18 protein-coding genes, 1 tRNA gene and 1 pseudogene are annotated in these 18920 nt (G+C 73.5%); 14 read left to right on the top strand and 6 right to left on the bottom strand.

From position 1 onward, the window contains the following. The first annotated feature begins 59 nt into the window (after positions 1 to 59). The 4 genes from E9529_RS02530 (at position 60) to E9529_RS02515 (ending at position 3702) form a co-directional block, all read left to right on the top strand. Positions 60 to 335, top strand: coding sequence for an antibiotic biosynthesis monooxygenase family protein (locus tag E9529_RS02530; protein ID WP_236829533.1), 276 nt, complete (start codon positions 60 to 62; stop codon positions 333 to 335). Positions 336 to 358: 23 nt separating this feature from the next. Continuing rightward, positions 359 to 733, top strand: a complete 375-nt coding sequence (locus E9529_RS02525; protein ID WP_236829532.1) for an HNH endonuclease — start codon at positions 359 to 361, stop codon at positions 731 to 733. Between the two features lie 73 nt (positions 734 to 806). After that, on the top strand, positions 807 to 2204 hold the full coding sequence (locus tag E9529_RS02520) for a glycine--tRNA ligase (RefSeq protein WP_236829531.1): 1398 nt from the start codon (positions 807 to 809) through the stop codon (positions 2202 to 2204). A gap of 46 nt (positions 2205 to 2250) precedes the next feature. Further along, positions 2251 to 3702 carry an aldehyde dehydrogenase gene (locus E9529_RS02515; protein ID WP_236829530.1) on the top strand — a complete coding sequence of 484 codons (1452 nt, stop codon included), beginning with the start codon at positions 2251 to 2253 and terminating at the stop codon, positions 3700 to 3702. Here the strand turns inward: E9529_RS02515 and E9529_RS02510 are convergent. Beyond that, positions 3690 to 4868 carry a type IV toxin-antitoxin system AbiEi family antitoxin domain-containing protein gene (locus E9529_RS02510; protein ID WP_236829529.1) on the bottom strand — a complete coding sequence of 393 codons (1179 nt, stop codon included), beginning with the start codon at positions 4866 to 4868 and terminating at the stop codon, positions 3690 to 3692. The genes E9529_RS02515 and E9529_RS02510 overlap by 13 nt on opposite strands. A 257-nt stretch (positions 4869 to 5125) precedes the next feature. Between E9529_RS02510 and dusB the strand changes: the two genes are divergently transcribed. The 3 genes from dusB to ppdK all read left to right on the top strand — a co-directional run bounded on the left by dusB (position 5126) and on the right by ppdK (position 9572). Beyond that, positions 5126 to 6289: a tRNA dihydrouridine synthase DusB gene (gene dusB, locus E9529_RS02505; RefSeq protein ID WP_236829528.1), complete on the top strand. Its 1164-nt coding sequence runs from the start codon at positions 5126 to 5128 to the stop codon at positions 6287 to 6289. Next, on the top strand, positions 6286 to 6726 hold the full coding sequence (locus tag E9529_RS02500; RefSeq protein WP_236829527.1) for a hypothetical protein: 441 nt from the start codon (positions 6286 to 6288) through the stop codon (positions 6724 to 6726). The genes dusB and E9529_RS02500 overlap by 4 nt, the downstream gene beginning before the upstream one ends. A gap of 146 nt (positions 6727 to 6872) precedes the next feature. Further along, positions 6873 to 9572, top strand: coding sequence for a pyruvate, phosphate dikinase (gene ppdK, locus E9529_RS02495; RefSeq protein ID WP_236829526.1), 2700 nt, complete (start codon positions 6873 to 6875; stop codon positions 9570 to 9572). Positions 9573 to 9617: 45 nt separating this feature from the next. On the opposite strand, the gene E9529_RS02490 is transcribed toward ppdK, so the two are convergent. Next, positions 9618 to 10490: a metal ABC transporter substrate-binding protein gene (locus E9529_RS02490; RefSeq protein WP_236829525.1), complete on the bottom strand. Its 873-nt coding sequence runs from the start codon at positions 10488 to 10490 to the stop codon at positions 9618 to 9620. After that, positions 10487 to 11794, bottom strand: coding sequence for a zinc metallochaperone AztD (aztD, locus tag E9529_RS02485; RefSeq protein ID WP_236829524.1), 1308 nt, complete (start codon positions 11792 to 11794; stop codon positions 10487 to 10489). The genes E9529_RS02490 and aztD overlap by 4 nt, the downstream gene beginning before the upstream one ends. A 145-nt stretch (positions 11795 to 11939) precedes the next feature. Here aztD and E9529_RS02480 point away from each other — a divergent pair, with 145 nt between their 5' ends. From E9529_RS02480 to E9529_RS02465, 4 genes are read left to right on the top strand one after another with little or no spacing between them, the layout of a single operon-like run. Beyond that, positions 11940 to 12563: a YdcF family protein gene (locus E9529_RS02480; RefSeq protein ID WP_236829523.1), complete on the top strand. Its 624-nt coding sequence runs from the start codon at positions 11940 to 11942 to the stop codon at positions 12561 to 12563. 11 nt (positions 12564 to 12574) lie between these two features. After that, a complete protein-coding gene (locus tag E9529_RS02475) occupies positions 12575 to 13054 on the top strand; it encodes a hypothetical protein (protein ID WP_236829522.1) in 480 nt (159 codons plus the stop codon). Continuing rightward, positions 13054 to 14940 (top strand): DNA primase, encoded by a 1887-nt coding sequence (gene dnaG / locus E9529_RS02470; protein WP_236829521.1) that lies wholly within the window; start codon positions 13054 to 13056, stop codon positions 14938 to 14940. The genes E9529_RS02475 and dnaG overlap by 1 nt, the downstream gene beginning before the upstream one ends. A 5-nt stretch (positions 14941 to 14945) precedes the next feature. After that, positions 14946 to 15491 carry a hypothetical protein gene (locus tag E9529_RS02465; RefSeq protein ID WP_236829520.1) on the top strand — a complete coding sequence of 182 codons (546 nt, stop codon included), beginning with the start codon at positions 14946 to 14948 and terminating at the stop codon, positions 15489 to 15491. 13 nt (positions 15492 to 15504) lie between these two features. Here the strand turns inward: E9529_RS02465 and E9529_RS02460 are convergent, their stop codons facing one another. Further along, positions 15505 to 15714 carry a hypothetical protein gene (locus E9529_RS02460; RefSeq protein ID WP_236829519.1) on the bottom strand — a complete coding sequence of 70 codons (210 nt, stop codon included), beginning with the start codon at positions 15712 to 15714 and terminating at the stop codon, positions 15505 to 15507. Positions 15715 to 15853: 139 nt separating this feature from the next. Here E9529_RS02460 and E9529_RS02455 point away from each other — a divergent pair. Both E9529_RS02455 and E9529_RS02450 read left to right on the top strand, forming a co-directional pair. Then, positions 15854 to 15926: transfer RNA gene (locus E9529_RS02455), tRNA-Asn, on the top strand. Positions 15927 to 16034: 108 nt separating this feature from the next. Then, positions 16035 to 17285 (top strand): site-specific integrase, encoded by a 1251-nt coding sequence (locus tag E9529_RS02450; RefSeq protein WP_236829518.1) that lies wholly within the window; start codon positions 16035 to 16037, stop codon positions 17283 to 17285. A 55-nt stretch (positions 17286 to 17340) separates the two neighbouring features. Here E9529_RS02450 and E9529_RS02445 read toward each other — a convergent pair whose 3' ends face one another. Beyond that, a complete protein-coding gene (locus E9529_RS02445) occupies positions 17341 to 17544 on the bottom strand; it encodes a helix-turn-helix domain-containing protein (protein WP_236829517.1) in 204 nt (67 codons plus the stop codon). Between the two features lie 278 nt (positions 17545 to 17822). Further along, positions 17823 to 18461 (bottom strand): vitamin K epoxide reductase family protein, encoded by a 639-nt coding sequence (locus E9529_RS02440; RefSeq protein WP_236829516.1) that lies wholly within the window; start codon positions 18459 to 18461, stop codon positions 17823 to 17825. Positions 18462 to 18510: 49 nt separating this feature from the next. Between E9529_RS02440 and E9529_RS02435 the strand changes: the two are divergent. After that, a pseudogene (locus tag E9529_RS02435) lies at positions 18511 to 18837 on the top strand (transposase); the annotation flags it as partial. Between the last annotated feature and the right edge of the window lie 83 nt (positions 18838 to 18920).

Raw genomic sequence — 18920 nt, 5'->3', positions numbered from 1 at the left:
GGGGCAGGACGCCGCCCGGGGCGGGGCGGGGACGGAGCTGGCCGGACGGGGAGGTGCGGGTGTTCGCGGTGACGCGGCTGCGGGTGACCGCGGAGCAGGCGGAGGTGCTCGCCGATGCCGTGGCGGGGCTGCTGGCGGCGCTGGGCGCCCGGCCCGGCTTCCGGGGCGGTGAGCTGGGCCGGTCGACCGACGACCCGACGCTGTGGGCGCTGGTGACCCGCTGGGACGGCGTCGGGGCCTACCGGCGCGGGCTCTCGGCGGCCGAGGTGAAGATCGCCGGGGCACCGGTCTGGGTGCACGCCCTCGACGAGCCGGGCGCCTACCTCACCGAGTGACGCCCAGCGCCTACGGTCGGCCCGTGGTCAGCCGCACCCGCACCGCCCGCTACGCCCGCCGGCGCAGGCGCCGCATGGACGCCGTCGAGCACGACCTGAGCGACCAGCAGTGGGCCGCGCTGGAGCACGCGTGGGGTGGCTGCGCCTACTGCGGGGCCACCGGCCGGCCGCTGCAGCGCGACTGCGTGCTGCCGATCTCGCACTCTGGGCGCCATGACTCCGGCGGCCCCGTCCCGGGTCCCGCCCTGAGCCTGCGAAGGGCGGGGAGGACGGGGACCTTCTTGGCGTGGCTGCGGCGCAAGCGGCTGGACGAGCGGGCCTTCCTCGTGCGCCAGGCGCAGATCCGCGCCTCGCTCGCGCTGCTGTTCGATCCGGAGCCCGCCGGGGCCACCGACTGACGGGCGCGCTCTCCCGGCCAACTACCGTGGGCAGGTCAACCGCCGACCGCCAGCCGGATGGAGCCCCCTCCCCGTGAGCACCGCCAAGCACGACGCCGCCCGCCTCGACAAGGTCGTCAACCTCTGCAAGCGACGGGGCTTCGTCTTCCCGTCCGGGGAGATCTACGGCGGTACGCGCTCCGCCTGGGACTACGGCCCGCTGGGCGTCGAGCTCAAGGAGAACATCAAGCGCCAGTGGTGGCGCACCGTCGTCCAGAGCCGGGACGACATCGTCGGCCTGGACTCCTCGGTGATCCTCCCGCGCCAGACCTGGGTCGCCTCGGGCCACGTCGGCGTCTTCACCGACCCCCTCACCGAGTGCCAGAGCTGCCACAAGCGGTTCCGCGCCGACCACCTCGAGGAGGAGTTCGAGGCGAAGAAGGGCCGGGCGCCCGAGAACGGCCTGGCCGACATCACCTGCCCGAACTGCGGCACCAAGGGCGCGTGGACCGAGCCGCGTGACTTCAACATGATGCTCAAGACCTACCTCGGCCCGGTCGAGGACGAGTCCGGCCTGCACTACCTGCGCCCGGAGACCGCGCAGGGCATCTTCGTGAACTTCGCCAACGTCATGGGCGCCGCGCGCAAGAAGCCGCCGTTCGGCATCGGGCAGATCGGCAAGTCGTTCCGCAACGAGATCACCCCCGGCAACTTCATCTTCCGCACCCGCGAGTTCGAGCAGATGGAGATGGAGTTCTTCGTCGAGCCGGGCAGCGACGAGGAGTGGCACCAGTACTGGATCGACGAGCGCACCCGCTGGTACACCGACCTGGGCATCGACCCGGACAACCTGCGGCACTACGAGCACGCCAAGGAGAAGCTCTCCCACTACTCGAAGCGCACCGTCGACATCGAGTACCGCTTCGGCTTCCAGGGCTCGGAGTGGGGCGAGCTCGAGGGCATCGCCAACCGCACCGACTTCGACCTGTCGACGCACACCGAGCACTCGGGCACCGACCTGTCCTACTTCGACCAGGCCAGCAACACCCGCTGGACGCCGTACGTGATCGAGCCGGCGGCCGGGCTGACCCGCTCGCTCATGGCCTTCCTCATCGAGGCCTACACCGAGGACGAGGCGCCCAACGCCAAGGGCGGCGTCGACACCCGGACGGTGCTCAAGCTCGACCCGCGGCTGGCGCCGGTGAAGGCCGCCGTCCTCCCGCTGTCCCGCAACGCCGACCTCTCGCCCAAGGCCCGTGACCTGGCCGCCGCGCTGCGACGGAACTGGAACGTGGACTTCGACGACGCCGGTGCGATCGGCCGCCGGTACCGGCGTCAGGACGAGGTCGGGACGCCGTTCTGCCTGACCGTCGACTTCGACACCCTCGAGGACCAGGCGGTGACCGTCCGGGAGCGCGACTCGATGAGCCAGGAGCGCGTGGCCCTGGACCGGGTCGAGTCCTACCTCGCGGCGCGTCTCCCCGGCTGCTGACCGCACGCCGTCCCCCCACCCCCCACCGACCACGAGGAGCCCGCACGTGCTCGAGACCAGCCTGCTCATCGGCAGCGAGAACCGGCCCGCCGCCGACGGCCGGACCTTCGACCGCGCCAACCCCGTCAGCGGCGAGGTCGTCACCCGCTCGCCGGCCGCCGGCGTCGAGGACGCCGTGGCCGCGGTCGAGGCCGCTGCGGCGGCGTTCGAGAAGTGGGCCGCCACCACGCCCGGTGAGCGGCGGCGGCTGCTGCTGGCGGCCGCCGACCTGCTCGAGGCCAGCACCGACCGGTTCGTCGAGCGGATGGCGGCCGAGTGCGGCGCCACCGCCGGCTGGGGCCACTTCAACGTCCACCTCGCGGCCGGCATCCTCCGCGAGGCGGCCGGCCTCACCACCCACGTGGGCGGGCAGGTCATCCCGTCGGACATCCCCGGCAGCCTGAGCATGGGGATCCGCCAGCCGGCCGGCGTCGTCGTCGGCATCGCGCCGTGGAACGCCCCGGTCATCCTCTCGACCCGGGCCGTCGCGTTCCCCCTGGCCGCGGGCAACACCGTCGTCCTCAAGTGCTCCGAGCTCTCCCCGGGGACGCACGCGCTGCTCGGGGAGGTCCTCGCCGAGGCCGGCCTCGGCGAGGGCGTCGTCAACGTGATCACCGTGGCCCCCGAGGACGCCGCCGAGGTCACCGAGGCGTTGGTGGCCCACCCGGCGGTGCGCCGGCTGAACTTCACCGGGTCGACGCGGGTCGGCCGGATCATCGGCGAGGTCTGCGCGCGCCACCTGGTGCCGGCCGTGCTGGAGCTGGGTGGGAAGAACCCGCTGCTGGTCCTGGCCGATGCCGACATCGACGCCGCGGTGCAGGGCGCGACCTTCGGCGGCTTCGTCAACCAGGGCCACGTCTGCATGTCGACCGACAAGATCGTCGTCGACGAGTCGATCGCCGACGAGTTCGTCGCCAAGCTGGTGGCCCGGGTGGAGTCGCTCCCGATCGGCGACCCGCGCGAGGGCGACGTCGTCCTCGGCTCGGTGATCGGGCAGAGCACGGTCGACCACATCCAGCGCCTGGTGGACGACGCCGTCGCCAAGGGCGCGAAGGTGCTGACCTCCGGTGAGCCGAACGGCACGATCATGCCCGGCGTGGTGCTCGACCACGTGACGCCGGAGATGGAGATCTTCCACGAGGAGATCTTCGGCCCGGCCGTGACCGTCACCCGGGTGAGCAGCGAGGACGAGGCGGTCGCGGCGGCCAACGACAGCGCCTACGGGCTGTCGGCGGCGGTGTTCACCCGGGACGCCGCGCGCGGCTTCCAGGTCGCCCGGCGGATCGAGTCCGGAATCTGCCACATCAACGCGCCGACCGTGCACGACGAGGCGCAGATGCCCTTCGGCGGGGTCAAGGACAGCGGGTACGGCCGGTTCGGCGGGCTGGCGGGCATCGACGCCTTCTCCGAGCTGCGCTGGATCAGCATGCAGGTGGAGCCCCGCGTCTACCCGTTCTGACGCCGGCGCCGGTCGGCTGTGCGCCGGGTCAACCCGCACGGCCGACCGGTACGCCGCGCCACTGCGCGGGTCAAGGGTCGCCGGCGCGGGTCAACCCGGTCGGCCGACGCCGTCGTCGGTGCGGGCGAGCCAGCCGTCGTCACCGGCATCCGGGCCACGCCACGAGCCTTCCGTGCGGGGGGCCTCGGTGAACTCCCGCAGCCGGGGGCCTCGGTGGCCAGTTGGCGTCGGACGAGTGCGTCGAGGGCTCCCCGCCGTGAGGGCGCCAGGTCGTCGGCGGCCACGCGCACGAAGCGCACGCCGAGCGAGCGCAGCGGGTCCTCTGTGCGCTTCTCCCTGCACAGCTCGTCCTCCGGGGTCCGGCCGTACTGCGGGTGCCGGTACTTGACCCGACCGTCGAACTCGACCGCCACCGCCGCGTCGAGGTACCAGCCGTCGACCACCTTCACCAACCGACCGTCCACCCACAGCTCCACCTGCGGGACGAACGGCGGCAGCCCGAGCGCGTCGAACGTCAACCGGCCGCAGGTCTCCAGCCACGACTCGGCGCGACCGTCGGCGAGCTCCAGTGCACGGACGGCGCGCGGGATCCCCGGCACGGTCACCTGGCGGTCGATGACGCGGCGCACCTCCTCGCGGCCCGTCAGGCCGCGCAGCAGGGCGGCGTCGACGGCGGCGACGGCGTGGACCTCCGGCCAGCTGCGGGCGACGTCGACCAGCGTGCGCGCCGCCGTCGTCACCCGGTAGGCGCCGCGGACGGTGACCTCGTCGTCGGGCAGCGCGGCACGGGTCATCAGCCACCCGCGACATCGGCGCCAGTGGTGCGGATCGGTCAGGTGCACCGCGGCCGATGCCCCCCGCGGTCGGGGGAGCCCCCACACCCAGGCGGCGGTGTCCCGGCTGAGGACGGCGCACGGACGGTCGAGGCCGGCTGCGACCGCGAGGGCGTCGAGCCCCGGGCGGCGATCGGAGCCTTCCACCTCGGCCAGGTCCGCCGCGCTGACGAACACGCCGGTGCGCAGCCGCACCCACGCGCCCGTGCGAACGGCCGTCCGGACCTCGCGCTCGGTCACGCCTCGGGCGGCGAGGTCGGAGGTCGTGAAGAGACCGAGCCGCCGGCGGGCGGGGTGGTCGACGGCGAGCGGGACGGGCAGGTGGGTGGTCACGGGAGCACCGTCCGGCCTCCGCCGGCCCACCCGGGGGGCCGCGGTCGATCTGTGGACGGGGGCCGGGCTGGGGACGTGGCGCGGCTCGAGCCGCGCCGCCGTCCCTCGAACCGCGCCGTGGCGCGGCTCCGGGGACGGTGCCGAGGGTTGACCCGGGCTGCGGCGCACCGGGAGGGGCCGGACGGCGGGGGCGGACCAGAACTGCTCACCCGGCCGGGCGGGGTGGGTGAGCTGCGTCGCCGCCTACCCTGGGTGCCGTGACCGCCACGCTCGAGCCGACGACGACGGCGCCCCTGCCGCCGCTGCGGCTCGGCGCGCTCACCGTGGACCCCGCCGTGGTGCTCGCGCCGATGGCCGGCATCACCAACCCGGCGTTCCGCACGCTGTGCCGCGAGTTCGGCGCCGGCCTCTACGTCTGCGAGATGATCACCACGCGGGCGCTGGTGGAGCGCAACGAGAAGACGCTGCGGATGATCCGCGCGACCGCCGACGAGAAGGACGCCTTCTCCGTCCAGCTCTACGGCGTCGACCCGGCCACCGTCGGCCGCGCGGTCGAGATGCTCGTCGACGAGGGCGTCGCCGGCACGCGCCCGGCGCACATCGACCTGAACTTCGGCTGCCCGGTGCCCAAGGTGACCCGCAAGGGCGGCGGCTCGGCGTTGCCGTGGCACCGCGTGCTGCTCCGGGACATCGTCCGCCAGGCCGTGCGCGCGGCGAAGGACGTCCCGGTCACGATCAAGACCCGCATCGGTATCGACGCCGACCACGTCACCTACCTCGACGCCGGCCGGATCGCCGAGGACGAGGGCGCGGCGGCGATCACGCTGCACGGCCGCACCGCCGACCAGCTCTACAGCGGCACCGCCGACTGGGCGCCGATCGCCCGGCTCGTGGAGGCCGTCGGCATCCCGGTGCTCGGCAACGGCGACGTCTGGGAGGCCGACGACGCGCTGCGCATGGTCGCCGAGACCGGGTGCGCCGGCGTCGTCATCGGGCGGGGCTGCCTGGGCCGGCCGTGGCTGTTCGGCGACCTCGCCGCCGCCTTCGCCGGCCGCAGCGAGCGCGCGCTGCCCACCTTCCGCGAGGTCGCGGCGGTCATGCACCGCCACGCCACCCTGCTGGCCGAGGAGCACGGCGAGCAGCACGGCTGCAGCGACTTCCGCAAGCACGTCGCCTGGTACCTCAAGGGCTTCTCGGTGGGCGGCGACGTCCGCCGGGCGCTGGCGATGGTGAGCAGCCTCGACGAGCTCGCCGGGCTGCTGGCCGGCATCCCCGACCAGCCCTACCCGACCGCCGTCCTGGGCGCGCCGCGCGGGCGCACCAGCACCCCGCGGCCGGTCGCCCTGCCCGAGGGCTGGCTGGACGACCGCGACGACCCCCGCCCGCCGGCCGGGGCCGAACTGGAGACGAGCGGCGGATGACGCAGGGCCCCTTCCTCTACGACGACGACCCGGCGCCGCTGCACACCGGCACGCCGCGCACCCGCCAGGGCTGGCTCGTCGGCCTGCTCGTGGGCACCGTCCTGCTGGCGGTCGCCATGGTGGGCGTGCTCTACCTGGTCCGCGGCGCCCCCGCCGACCAGGCCGAGGAGGTCACCGGGGTGTTCCTGGCCGCGCTCGCCAGCGGCGACACCGAGACGGCGTACGGGCTGCTGTGCGAGGACGAGCAGGCGCGCCTGGACGCCACCGGCATGGAGGACGAGTACCTGCGCCCGGGCGCGGCCGAGATCGCCGGGGTGCAGGACGACCCGGCCGAGGGGGCCCGCGTGCAGCAGGTCACCGTCCGCTGGGCCGACGGCGGATCGACGCAGCTCGCCGTCGTCAACGAGGACGGTCCGCGCATCTGCGGGATCGGCTGACCACCGGCGCCACGCCGGGGAGGGCTCGCGCCGACGGGGCCCGTACGCCACGATCGACGGACGCCGCGGGGGTAGACGTTTAGGACGTCCGCCCTGCACGGCATTGTTGTCGGGTCGATCGGTGGGCGGACGCGGAGGTGCGTGGGGTGGCGGACGTGAAGTGGGTCTACGACTTCAGCGAGGGCAGCAAGGACCAGAAGGACCTGCTCGGTGGCAAGGGCGCCAACCTCGCCGAGATGACCAACCTGGGGCTGCCCGTGCCGCCCGGCTTCACCATCACCACCGACGCCTGCCGCCACTACCTGGAGCACGGCGGCACCCCGCCCGAGCTCGCCGACCAGGTCAGCGAGCACCTCGCGGCGCTGGAGAAGGCGATGGGCAAGACCCTCGGCGACCCGGTCGACCCGCTGCTGGTGTCGGTGCGGTCGGGGGCGGCGGCGAGCATGCCGGGGATGATGGAGACCGTCCTCAACGTCGGCCTCAACGACGAGTCGGTGCAGGGCCTGGCGCAGCAGTCGGGCAGCGAGCGCTTCGCCTGGGACTCCTACCGCCGGCTCATCCAGATGTTCGGCAAGACCGTGCTGGGCATCGACGGCGAGGAGTTCGACGACGCGCTGGACGCGGTCAAGGGCGAGCAGGGCACCGAGTCCGACCTCGACCTGGACGCCGACCACCTGCGCGACGTCGTGGACCGGTTCAAGGCGATCGTCCGCGAGCACACCGGCCGCGACTTCCCGCAGGACCCGCGCGAGCAGATGGACCTGGCGATCAACGCCGTCTTCGACTCGTGGAACTCCGAGCGGGCCATCCTCTACCGCCGCCGGGAACGCATCCCGGGCGACGCCGGCACCGCGGTGAACGTCGTCGCCATGGTGTTCGGCAACCTCGGCATGGACTCGGGCACCGGCGTGGCGTTCACCCGGGACCCCGGCACCGGGGAGGGCGGCGTCTACGGCGACTACCTGCAGAACGCCCAGGGCGAGGACGTCGTCGCGGGCATCCGCAACACCGTCCCGCTGCGTGACCTCGAGCGGATCGACGAGGGCGCCTACGGCGAGCTGATGGGCATCATGAGCCGGCTCGAGCAGCACTACCGCGACCTCTGCGACATCGAGTTCACCGTCGAGCGGACCAAGCTCTGGATGCTGCAGACCCGGGTGGGCAAGCGCACCGCGGGTGCGGCGTTCCGCATCGCCACCCAGCTGGTCGACGAGGGCCTCATCGACATGGACGAGGCCGTCCGCCGGGTGACCGGCGACCAGCTGGCGCAGCTGATGTTCCCGCGGTTCGTCTCCGGCGGTGACGCCCAGCAGCTCACCCAGGGCATGAACGCTTCCCCGGGCGCCGCGGTGGGGAAGGCCGTCTTCTCCTCGGAGACGGCGGTGGAGTGGGCGCAGCGCGGGGAGAAGGTCGTGCTCGTCCGCCGCGAGACCAACCCCGACGACCTCTCCGGGATGATCGCCGCCGAGGGTGTGCTGACCAGCCGCGGCGGCAAGACCTCGCACGCCGCCGTCGTCGCCCGGGGGATGGGCAAGACCTGCGTCTGCGGGGCGGAGGAGCTGCAGGTCGACACCAAGGCGAAGCGGTTCACCGCTCCCGACGGCACGGTGGTCGGCGAGGGCGAGGTCATCTCCATCGACGGCTCCACCGGCAAGGTGTGGCTCGGCGAGGTACCGGTGGAGCCGTCGTCCGTCGTCCGCTACTTCGAGGGCGAGATCGACCCGGACTCCGACGACGCCGACGACCTGGTGCGCAGCGTGCACCGCATCCTCACCCACGCCGACGAGGTGCGGCGGCTGGACGTGCGCACCAACGCCGACACCCCGGAGGACTCCGCCCGCGCCCGCCGCTTCGGCGCCCGCGGCATCGGGCTGTGCCGCACCGAGCACATGTTCCTCGGCGACCGGCGGCAGCTGGTGGAGAAGCTGATCCTCGCCGACGGCGACGACGAGCGGCAGGCCGCGCTGGACGCGCTGGAGCCGCTGCAGAAGCAGGACTTCCTGGAGATCTTCGAGGCGATGGACGGGCTGCCGGTCACCGTCCGGCTGCTCGACCCGCCGCTGCACGAGTTCCTGCCCGACCTCACGGAGCTCTCGGTGCGCGTGGCGGTGGCCGAGGAGCGCGGCGAGCCGGACGAGGGCAGCCTGCGCCTGCTGGCCGCCGTCCGCCGGCTGCACGAGTCCAACCCGATGCTGGGGCTGCGCGGCGTGCGGTTGGGCCTGGTCGTGCCGGGGCTGTTCGCCATGCAGGTCCGCGCCATCGCCGAGGCCGCCTGCGAGCGGAAGCGGGCCGGCGGGGACCCGCGCCCGGAGATCATGATCCCGCTGGTCGGGGCGGTGCAGGAGCTGGAGGCGATCCGCGAGGAGGCCGAGCGGGTGCTCGCCGAGGTGTGCGAGGAGTGCGGCATCGACCTGCGCCCGCTGGTCGGCACGATGATCGAGGTGCCCCGCGCCGCGCTGACCGCCGGCGAGATCGCCGAGCACGCCGAGTTTTTCAGCTTCGGCACCAACGACCTCACCCAGATGACGTGGGGCTTCTCCCGCGACGACGTCGAGGCCGCGTTCTTCCACCAGTACCTGGACAAGGGGATCTTCGGCATCTCGCCGTTCGAGTCGCTGGACCGCGACGGCGTCGGGGAGCTGGTGCGCATCGGTGCGGAGAAGGGCCGGTCGGCGCGGCCGGACCTCAAGCTCGGCATCTGCGGGGAGCACGGGGGAGATCCGGACTCGGTGCACTTCTTCCACGAGGTCGGCCTGGACTACGTCTCCTGCTCGCCGTTCCGGGTGCCGGTGGCGCGGCTGGAGGCCGGGCGAGCCGCCCTCGGCGCGGAGCTGGCGGGCTCCTGACCGAGGGGGCCCCCGGCCGGTCGGGCACCGGCCGGGGGCCCGTCGTCAGCCGCTGCAGACGAGACCGCGCTCCAGGGCGGCCAGGTTGGCGGCCATGAGCCCGGGATAGGTCTGCTCGGCCGACACCCGCTCGATGGGGTGCAGCACGTCGGTCTCCAGCCCCAGGTCGGCGGCGAGCACCTCGGCGACCGACGAGCCCGCCGCCGTCTCGAAGAAGATCGTGCGCGCCCCCGACTCGCGGACGGCGTCGGCGGCCGCCCGCACCCGGCTCGGCGGCGGCTCGACCTGCGGGTCGAGGCCGGCCACGCCGACCTGCCGCAGCCCGTACCGGTCGGCGAGGTAGCCGAACGCCTCGTGCGTCGCCAGCAGCGTGGCGCCCCGGCAGGGCGCCAGGGTCTCGGCGTACTCCTCGTCCAGCCCGGCGAGGGACGCCGCCAGCCGGTCGGCCGCCGCCGTGAACTCCGCCGCGTGATCGGGGTCGAGCGCGGCGAGCCCGTCGGCCACCTGCCGGCCCAGCTCGGCCAGCCGCAGGGGATCGAGCCAGAAGTGCGGGTCCGGCCCGCGGTCGGCGACGCCGGCGGCGTCCACCAGGTGCTCCGGCGGCTGCTGCGCCAGGACCTCGTCGACGCCCGGCTGCAGCCCGCCGGAGAGGTGGACGACGAGGTCCGCCTCGCCCAGCGCCGCGACGTCGCGGGGGGCCGGCTCCAGCCCGTGGGTGTCGCCGCCGGGCGGGACGAGGCTTGCGACCTCCACGTGCTCGCCCCCGACCTCCTCGGCGACGTACTCCAGCGGGTAGGAGGAGACGAGGACGTCGAGCACCCCGTCCGAGGCGCCGGCCGGGCTCCCGCCGCAGCCGGCGACCGCGCCGAGGACGAGCCCGGCGAGGGCCGCCCTCCGCGCGGCACCGGCGGCGGTCACTCGCCGCTCTCGTCGTGCTCGTCGCCGGTGTGCGCCCCGCCCTCGTGCTCGTGGGCGGCGTGCTCCTCGACGTCGCCCGACACACCCGAGAGCTCGTTCGGCGTCACCCCGAGGTCGGCGCTCTTCCAGACCTCGCCGCCCTCGATGTCGACCGCGTGGACCTGCCGGGTGGCCGGCTCGGTCACGTAGGCCATGCCGTCGACGACGACGACGTTCGGGTGCGGGTCCTGCCAGTCCTCGGACTCCTCCCACGCGCCGGTCACGGGGATGGAGCGGGTGATCGCGCCGGTGACCGGGTCGATCACCTGCAGGGCGCCGTCGTAGGTGAGCACGAGGCCCTCGCCGTTCGGCCCGCGGCCGAAGGAGCGGTACCAGTACGGGGCGGGGAGGTCGACCAGGCGCAGCTCCGCGGTGGTGGTGTCGATCAGCGCGACGGTGCTGGACCGGTCCTCGGCGCTGCGCTCGTAGTCGCCGAGCACGATCGGCGACGCCTCCGTGCCGAACTGGTTGCCGATGCGCCCGTACTCGTCGGGGCTCTGGATCTTCGTGAGCTCGCCGCCGGTGTAGAGGACGGCGCCGTCCTGGCAGCCGATGACGACCGCCTCGTCGGCGGCGACCGTCTCGCCGTGGACGGCGGGGCAGTCGTCGCGGGCGGTGATCTCCTCGCCGTCGGCGTCGAGGATGCGGACGCCGCTGCGCGACTCCTCGGTGCCGTCCGACACGAGCATCGTGCCGTCCTCCAGCTCGGCGGCGACGCCGTGGTGGGCCTCCGGGGTGGCGAACCGGCGGAGCTCGACGTCCTCGTCGGCGATGTGGGCGCTGTCGAAGGCGGTGACCTCGCCGGTGCCGTCGTCGAACAGGACCGTGCGGCCGGCGTGGGCGACCACGTGCCCCGGCTTCTCGGCCTCGAAGAGCACGTCGGTCAGCTCGGGGTCGACGGTGTAGTAGTGCGAGTGGTCGCCGTGCGGCTCGGCCCAGGCGCCGCCGTCGAGCAGGCGGAAGCCGCCCTGCGTCGAGACGAGGAAGTGGCGGCCGTCCCCGGCGGGGTTGAGCCGGTTGAAACCGTCGAGGGGCTCGTCGGCGAGCACCTCGAGGGTGGTGGCGTCGACCACCAGCACGCCGCCGTCGTGGGTGACGGCGAGCCGGGGCTTGTTCGCGCCGACCTCGGTGGGCTCGGCGACGGGCGTGGTCTCCGCGGCGGGCGCGGCGGCGCCGCCGGGGTCGGTGGACGCGCAGCCGGTGGCGGCGGCGAGCGGGACGACCGCCGCGAGGGCGGTGGTGCGGAGGGCGGTCAGGGGGCGCACGGGGTGCTCCTTCTCGGGAGGACGGGACGCCGGGAACCCTAACCGAAAGCGAGAATCGTTCCCATCTAGGGGTGCGCCGTACGGTGACGGCGCGCACCGCACCGGGGAGCCGCAGGGAGTCGGCCCCGCGTGGTACCCATGACGCGTGGGTGTGCGGAGTCTGCTGGCGCGGGTGGTGGGGGCCGGGGTGCTGGCCACCGTGCTCTTCGTGGCCTCGACGGCGCTCGCCATCTGGTGGACGGCGCGGCAGGACGCGCGCCCGCAGTCCGACGCGATCGTGGTGCTCGGCTCCGCCCAGTACAACGGCGTGCCGTCGTCGATCTTCGAGGCGCGGCTGGAGCACGCGCTGCGGCTCCACGAGCAGGGCGTCGCGCCGGTGATCGTCACCGTGGGCGGCAAGGCCGCCGGTGACCAGTTCACCGAGGCCGAGGCCGGCCGTGACTACCTGGCCCGGGCGGGGGTGCCCGCCGAGGCGCTGCTCGCGGTGCCCGAGGGCGTGGACACCCTGGAGAGCATGCGAGTGGTCGGCACGGCGTTCGCCGAGCGCGGCTGGGAGACCGCCGTCCTGGTCACCGACCCCTGGCACGCGATGCGCGCCGAGCGCATGGCCGAGGACGCCGGGATGGAGGCGGAGAGCTCCCCGACCCGCCAGGGCCCGGCCGTGCAGACCCGCGCCACCCAGGTGCGGTACATCCTGCGGGAGACTGCTGCCTACCTGCTCTACCGGGTGACCGGGGAGAGCGTCGCCGGCGCACCCGGCATCGGCTGAGGGAGGACGCGGTGCTCGAACTGGGCAAGGCCGGCACGCACGGGCTGCCGAAGGGCGTCCTGCCCGTGCTCCGCGACGGCAGCATCGTCGCGACGATGCGGTCCGCGACGTGGACGGAGGCCGCGACGGTGGACGTCGCCGGCTCGACGTGGGAGTACGCGCGGCGGAAGCGGGAGCTCACCGGGCGCAGGTCGGGTGACCCCGACGGCGCCGCCCGGCTGCGGGCGCGGCAGACCTCGGCGTGGAAGGGATCCTGGGAGATCGACGTCGAGGGCGGCACGGTGGAGGTCCGGCCGGCGTCCCGCTGGAAGGGCACCCACCGCTTCCTGCTGCACGGGCGCCAGGTCGCCGAGAGCGGCACCACCCCGGGCTGGATGCCACGGGCCACGATCACCGTGGACGGCGAGCTGCCGGTGGAGCAGCAGGTCTTCCTGCTGTGGTGGGAGCACGTGATCCGGCGTCGGGCCGCGGCAGCGGCGGGAGCGGCCTGATGGCCGGCCGGGGGCGCATCCGCGCCGCGGACATCGCGCTGGTGCGCGAGCGCAGCAAGATCGACGAGATCGTCGGCGAGCACCTGCAGCTCAAGCGCGCCGGCGGCGGCAGCCTCAAGGGCCTGTGCCCGTTCCACGACGAGAAGTCCCCGTCGTTCCAGGTCACGCCGTCGCGGAACCTCTGGCACTGCTTCGGTTGCGGTGCTGGTGGGGACGTCATCTCGTTCGTCCAGCAGATCGACCACCTGTCGTTCACCGAGGCCGTCGAGCTGCTCGCCGGCCGGGCGAACATCGAGCTGAAGTACGAGGACGACGGCGGGCGCCCGACCGCAGGGCCCGACCGCGCCTCGGTGGGCCAGCGCGCGCGCCTGGTTGCCGCCAACACCGCCGCGGCCGCCTTCTACGCCGAGCAGCTGGGCACCCCCGAGGCCGCGCCCGCCCGGCAGTTCCTCGCCGACCGCGCCTTCGACCGGCAGGCCGCGCTGGACTTCGGCTGCGGCTACGCCCCCGGCGGCTGGGACGGGCTCACCCGCCACCTGCGCGCCAAGGGGTTCACCCAGGCCGAGCTGGTGACGGCGGGCCTGGCGAAGGAGTCCTCCCGCGGCACGCTCATCGACCGCTTCCACCGCCGGCTGGTGTGGCCGATCCGCGACATCACCGGCGACGTCATCGGCTTCGGCGCCCGCAAGCTCATGGACGACGACCCGGCCCCCAAGTACCTCAACACCCCGGAGACCCCGCTCTACAAGAAGAGCTCGGTGCTCTACGGCATCGACCGCGCCAAGCGCGACATCGCCAAGCGGCACCAGGCGGTCGTCGTCGAGGGCTACACCGACGTCATGGCCTGCCACCTGGCCGGCGTGACGACGGCGGTCGCCTCGTGCGGCACCGCCTTCGGCGCCGAGCACATCGGCGTGCTGCGCCGGCTGCTCATGGACCAGGACGAGTTCCGCGGCGAGGTGGTCTACACCTTCGACGGCGACGCGGCCGGGCAGGCGGCGGCGATGAAGACCTTCGCCGAGGACCAGCGCTTCGTCGGGCAGACCTTCGTCGCGGTCGAGTCCGAGGGCCGCGACCCGTGCGAGCTGCGGCAGGAGCAGGGGGACGCCGCCGTCCGCGACCTGGTCGCCCGGCGCACGCCGCTGATCGCCTTCGTCCTGCGCACCACGCTGGCCGGCTACGACCTCGACACCGTGGAGGGCCGGGTCGCCGCGCTGGAGAAGACCGCGCCCCTGGTGGCCGGCATCAAGGACCACGCGCTGCGCCCGGCCTACGCCCGGGAGCTCGCCGGGATGATCGGCAACACCGACGAGGCCGAGGTGCTGGAGCGGGTGCGCCGGCTGACCGGTGACGGGGGAGGGGCTGCCTCGCGGGGCCGCCCGCGTGCCCCCAAGCGCACACCGGACGACGCCGCGGTCGCCGTCGAGCGGGAGGCGGTCAAGGCCGCGCTGCAGGCCCCCGAGTACGCGGGGCCCGCCTTCGACGCCGTCCCGCCGACGGCCTACACCGACCCCGACTACGCCGCCGTCGCCGCGGCGGTGGCCGGCGCGGGCGGAGCTGGTGGCGTGACGGAGACCGGGCCCGCCTGGCTGGACCAGGTGGCCGCGCACTGCGAGCGGGAGAGCGCCCGCGCGCTGCTGACCGCGCTGGCGGTGGAGCCGATGCGCTCGGTCACCGGCGAGTGCGACCCCGCCTACGTGAACGCCATCCTCGCCCGGCTCCAGGAGATGGCGACCGTCCGGGAGATCCAGGCGCTCAAGGGCCGGTTGCAGCGGATGAACCCGGTGGAGTCCGGCGACGAGTACATGAAGGCGTTCAAGACGCTCATGGACCTCGAGCAGCTGGCCATCTCGCTGCGCAAGCGCGCGATGGGCGGGGCCGCGTGAACCTGGTGGAGAACCTCCGGCGCCGGTTCGCGCGGCCGCCGGAGGAGGTGCGGGCCGCGGTGACCGACCCGGACGAGCGGGTGCTCGCCTGGGGCGTCCTCGCCCGCGGCGCCGGGTGGCTGGTGGCCACCTCCCGGGGCCTGCGGACGGTCGGCCCGGGCGCCGACGCCCCCGTGCTCCCGTGGCACGAGGTCGGGCACGCCCGCTGGGCGTCGACCACCGACGGCGGGGGCTCGTTCACCGTGACGCCGCTGACCGAGGTGGAGCCGGGCGTGCAGGCCCGGCTCCCCGCCGTGCGGCACGTGCTCACCGACGCCGGCGACCTCCCGGCGACGGTGCGCCGGCGGGTCGACCAGACGATCGTGACCAGCCGCCGGAGCCCGCTGCCCGACCGGGGCGGGCTGCTGCTGGTGGCCCGGCGGGTCCCGGGTCAGGCGGCCCGGGAGTGGACCGTCGTGTTCGACGACGACGCCGACCGCGACGACCCGGTGGCCCGCGACATCGCGCGGCGCAAGCTCACCGAGGCGCTCGCCGCCGAGCAGCCGGACTGAACCGGCGGGCGGCTCAGCGCTGCGGCTCGCTGCCCAGCTGGGACTTGAGCGTCGAGACGGCGTCGTCCGCCTTGGCCTGCGCGATGCCCGCGAGGCTCTGCAGGCGAGGGTCGTCCTTGGCGTGCTCCCAGGCGCGGCGGATCTGCTCGTAGCGCTCGCGGCCGGCCCGCGATCCCAGCACGTAGCCGGCGCCGAATCCGGCGAGGAACGACAGCTTGGCCACGGGTGACCTCCAGGTGTTCGGGCGGTGAACAGCGGACACGCTACCTGTGGCGGGCATCGCGCTGCCGTCCGCGAGCCGCCCTCGGGAGCCCTCGGGGCGTGGGGTAGTCTCGTCGGCGCCAGCGGGTCGCGCCCGCTGATCCCCCGTAGCTCAATTGGCAGAGCATGCGACTGTTAATCGCAGGGTTATTGGTTCGAGTCCAATCGGGGGAGCACTACCGAGGCCCCGACCAGCAAGTTCGCTGGTCGGGGCCATTCTTGTGGCATCAACCGAACCGGTCGGGCATCCTTTAGGCATCCAAAACGGATGAGGAGGACGCCGTGGGCCGGCCACCGCTCCCGCTGGGCACGTACGGCAAGGTCCTGTTCATCGCGCAGCCCAGCGGCCAGGTCAAGGCCCGTGCGAAGTTCCGCGATTTCGACGGCCGGGTCCGGCTCGTGTCCAAGGTGGGGCCGTCGCGCGCCGCCGCCGAGCGGGCGCTGAAGGCCGAGCTCACCGGCCGCCAGGCGCCCGGTGGCGTCGGCGCGATCACCGCCGGGACGCGAATGGCCACGTTGGCCGAGGCGTGGATCGAGGCCGACCACGGCTGGTCGACCGGAACGCAGCGCACCTACAGGTCTGTGGTCAACAAGCAGGTCAAGCCGGCCTTCGGCCAGCTCTGCATCCGGGAGGTGACCTCCGGCGTGGTCAGCCGGGCGCTGGCCGCCATCGCCAAGAGCAGCGGACCGGGGGCGGCCAAGACAGCGCGGGCATGCCTCTCCGGAATGTTCGCGCTGGCGATCCAGGACGGCGCCATCGCGGTCAATCCGGTCCGCGACTCCACTGCCAAGATCAGTACCGGCAAGCGAGCGCCGCGCGCACTGACTGCAGCAGAGACCGGTCGACTCGTCGAGCTGTTCCGGACCAGCGACCGCGGGACCGAGCTCGACCTTCCCGACCTCGTCGACTGGATGCTTGCCACCGGCTGCCGGATCGGCGAAGCGCTGGGTCTGCGGTACGGGACCAACGGCGACGGCAAGCCAATTCTCGACCTCGACGCTGGGACGTGGGAGGTCAACGCCACCGTCGTCCGCCTTCCAGGCGCCGGACTGACGATCCAACCCCGGCCGAAGACCACCGCCGGTTGGCGGATCGTCGCGCTCCCTGACTTCGCCGTCCGCATGTTGGAGGACCGGCGGGAAAGTGCTCGCCGGCAGACGGACGCTCAGGTGGTCTTCCCGCCGCCGCTGACCGGCATCCTGCGGGATCCGTCGAACGTCTCAGGAGACCTCCGCCAGTTGCTCGATTCGTTCGAGTGCGAGACCTGCGGTGGAACGGGCTATCAGATCGACGAGGACGGCTCCTTCAAGGCGGGGGCAGGTGGGCGACGCATCCGCTGCGAGGAGGGGCCTTGGTCGTGGGTCACCTCGCACACCTTCCGCAAGACCGTCGCCACGCGCCTCGACGAGGCCGGGCTCAGCCCGCGCCAGGTGGCCGACCAGTTGGGCCATGCCAACCCGTCGATGACGCTCGACGTCTACTTCGGCCGGCAGGTCGTCAGCGCCGAGGCGGCGAAGGTGCTGGATCGCTGAGCTGCGTCGCCGTGAAGTCCTGGCACGACGGCGGGGCGGCGCTCGCTCCCGCCGCTCACCCCGCTCGTTCGGCGCGTCCTGCTTCCGCCTGCTCATGCAGCCACTCGGTCACGTCGGCGCGCCGGTAGACCACGCGTCGTCCCACACGGAAGCTGTGCGGCCCGGTGCCGATGTGCCGCCAGTATCTCAGCGTGGAGACGGGGGAGCGCATGATCTGGGCAACCTCAGCCGTGGTCAGCAGGTCATCGGCGTTGTCCATGACGAACCTCTCTGGTCTCGTGCCGCCGCCCGCGGGAGGCCCTGCATCGCAAGATAGGGCGAGGTATGGACAGCTCGTCCGCCAGGCACCCGGTGGGAAATCCCTACCGGGCTCCGGTGCGGTCCCTGAGTTCCACTCGGTTCTGCTGCCGGCAGTCACGGGAGTGATTCCTCGTTCTCAGACCACGGAGGAGCCAAGGCCGGTGGTGGCCAGCACCCCGACAGCAGGAGGAAGGCGGCAGTGCACGCGGCCGCCAGCAGGCCTCGGCAGGTCGGGTATCAGGCAACGAGGGTGCTCCAGTACAGCCAGAACCGCTGGGTGATGGCAGCGGCGATGAGCAGAAACCAGACGGTGAGCAGGACGCTGTGCCGGGCGCGAATCGCCGTGACGACGGCGCCGACGCCCGCCGGCAGCCGTGGCGCCCAGGCGGTGAGGTTCCGCAGGGTGACGGCGGTGAACAGTGGGATGGTGACCGCCCAGACCACCATGCAATACGGGCACAGCGCCTCAATGCGGTACAGGCTGGCGAAGATCAGCCAATGCACGAAGACGACCGCGGCGGCGACCCCGGCCTGTAGGGCCGCCCAGAACCACTCCGCCAGCCGTCCGCCGGCGAACAGCGCGGCGCCGGCGGCGGCCACGACGGGGAAGCCGGCGACACCGAGCAGCGGGTTGGGGAAGCCGAAGGCCTCCGCCTGCGGGCTGGCCATGATCGAGCCGCAGCTGAGCACCGGGTTGAGGCTGCAGGTCGGCACGTAGTCGGGGTCGGCGAGGAGGGCGTACTTCTCCACGGCCAGCACCAGCGCTGCGACGAAGCCGATCAGGCCGCCGGCCAGCAGCCACACCGCCAGCCCGCGGCCGGCCGCGGGGCGTGCCTCGGCGATGACCGGTCGGTCGGCGACCCCGATGTCACTCATCGAGGGCGGCCTCGATCTGCGCGACGAACTCTGAACCGCCCCGGGATTGATGGAGGCTTCCAACCCCCGAAGGATGGAAGTCATGGCCGCACCGAGGAAGTACCCCGACGAGCTGCGTGAGCGGGCAATCCGCTTCGCGCTCGAGCTGGTACAGGGACCGGAGAAGCTCAGCGTCAACGCCGCATGCAAGCGGGTCGGCGAGCAGCTGGGGATCGTGCCGGACTCGCTGCGGAACTGGGTGCAGCAGGCTCGCATCGACGCCGGCACGGCGCCGGGCCTGACCAGCGATGAGCGGGCGCGGCTGGCCGAGCTGGAGCGGGAGAACCGCGAGTTGCGCCGGGCGAACGCGATCCTCAAGAGCGCGTCGGCTTTCTTCGCGTCAATGCCAGCATGAGAGCTGCCCGGCGGGGTTCGCTCCTTTCTTCGCTGCCCCGGCTGCGGCCGGTGGCTTGTCCAGCG

It is taken from the genome of Blastococcus sp. KM273128, from assembly GCF_021698975.1.
GTDB lineage: Bacteria > Actinomycetota > Actinomycetes > Mycobacteriales > Geodermatophilaceae > Blastococcus.
Note: the sequence above shows the minus strand (reverse complement) of the source record. Positions and strands in the feature narration are given on the sequence as shown.